At 48.2% G+C, this 941-nt stretch carries 1 protein-coding gene and 1 pseudogene; both read right to left on the reverse strand.

Going from position 1 to position 941, the window contains the following annotated elements:
• Positions 1-692, reverse strand: a 692-nt coding sequence (locus R7R24_RS25255; RefSeq protein ID WP_318119853.1) for a DUF484 family protein, incomplete at its 3' end; no start/stop codon positions are given.
• Positions 686-941, reverse strand: a pseudogene (dapF, locus tag R7R24_RS25260) (diaminopimelate epimerase); the annotation flags it as partial. The gene R7R24_RS25255 and the pseudogene dapF, both read right to left, overlap by 7 nt.

A 941-nucleotide genomic window follows, 5' to 3' on the forward strand; every position in this document is an offset into this window, starting at 1 on the left:
CTTTGCCATACCAGTGTTTGAGCGAGATGTGCCACTACTAATGATAGGTGACGCAAAAACAAGGTATCCATATCTGGTTGGAAATGACCGCCATCTTCGCTAGAAAACGCAAGCACGCCAAGCGTCTGCTTCTTCACCAGCGGCAGTACCACATAGGAACCCATTTCTGGCACATCCATATTGCCAAACAACGCTTCACGATCCACTTTACGCAAGCGGCCCAAATAAGCCTCTTTGCCATTTAGGTGGTTGGTCGCAAAACGCTGGTAATGTTCTTTACTAAGTTGCGTCGATGCATCGCATTGGCTAAACAAGCGAACATACGCACGCAGTCCGAGATCTTTGGCTTTTAGCTCTATCGCGCTAATAACTTGCTTGAAGTCACCGCACTTTAGAATCGAGCCCTGCAAATCCATGAACTCGTAGAAGGTACGATCGTTGTTTGCCGCAAGCGACATTAACGTGGTGATCTCTTCTTCAAGCTCTTCAATACGCTGACGCTGGCGATTCATTTGAATATGCACCAACGAAACCGTACCTAAATCCGAATGTGGAAAAGACAGACGATCCACCAGCTCAGGGCGCTCAACAAAAAAGTCAGGGTGATCTTTTAGGTATTCAGCCACCACTTCTGCAGTTAATGCGTCAGCTTCAACTTGAGACAAACCGTTTCCTTTTTCTTTGACTAGCACGACAGTTGACCATCAAATACGTGAGTTGCAGGACCGGTCATAAAGAGTGGTTTGCCCGGGCCTTGCCAAGAAATATGCAGCTCACCACCAGGTAGCGATACTTTCACACTCTCATCCAAAAGTCCTTGCAAAATACCCACAGCCACCGCGCCACATGCACCGCTACCACAAGCTTGTGTTTCACCTGCGCCGCGCTCGTAAACTCGAAGACGAATGTGGTCACTACTCACCACTTGCATAAAGCCAGCG

The organism is Vibrio sp. 704, assembly GCF_033339295.1.